Origin of the sequence: Streptomyces sp. NRRL F-2664 (assembly GCF_000719345.1) — a bacterium.
GTDB lineage: Bacteria > Actinomycetota > Actinomycetes > Streptomycetales > Streptomycetaceae > Streptomyces.
In genome coordinates this window covers 1-471 of record NZ_JOFX01000346.1, presented here as the reverse complement: position 1 = coordinate 471, position 471 = coordinate 1, and the positions used below count along the sequence as shown (strand labels likewise).

1 protein-coding gene is annotated in these 471 nt (G+C 72.4%); it reads left to right on the top strand.

Annotated features, from left to right (window positions below; translation table 11 throughout):
• The coding region (locus tag IF89_RS39640; protein WP_043194965.1) for a hypothetical protein at positions 1-471 on the top strand (471 nt) is incomplete at both ends.

Here is a 471-nt window from a genome sequence, read left to right as displayed (position 1 = left end):
GGTGCGGGGGGCGGTTTCGCGGGTGAGGACGATGTCTTCGACCAGCGGACCGGCTTCACCTACACCACCGAGGTCTCCCTCCTGGGCCCGGACGGCGAGGCGGAGCGCAGGGTGGTCTCCCACTACAACAGCCTCCACCTCCTCACGTCCCAGCAGGTGTTCACCTCCGCCCTCGGCGACCGCGCGGCCGGGGAACTGGTCCGCGGCTACAGCTGGCAGGACGGCGACTCCCCCGCCCCGCCCGGCCGGGAGGAGGAGCTGCCCGCGGACTGGGCGCTGCCGGTGCGCGAGGCCAGCACCGTCCACAACAGCGCCGGCCAGAAACGGGAAGTGGCGACCGCCGCCGCCTACGACGCCTACGGGCGTGCGGTGAAGACGGTGGACGAGACGGGCACGGTCACCGAGACCGTGTACGACCCCGAAGAGGGTGCTACCGGGCTGGTCGTGTCGCAGAAGACCACCGGCCGGGAC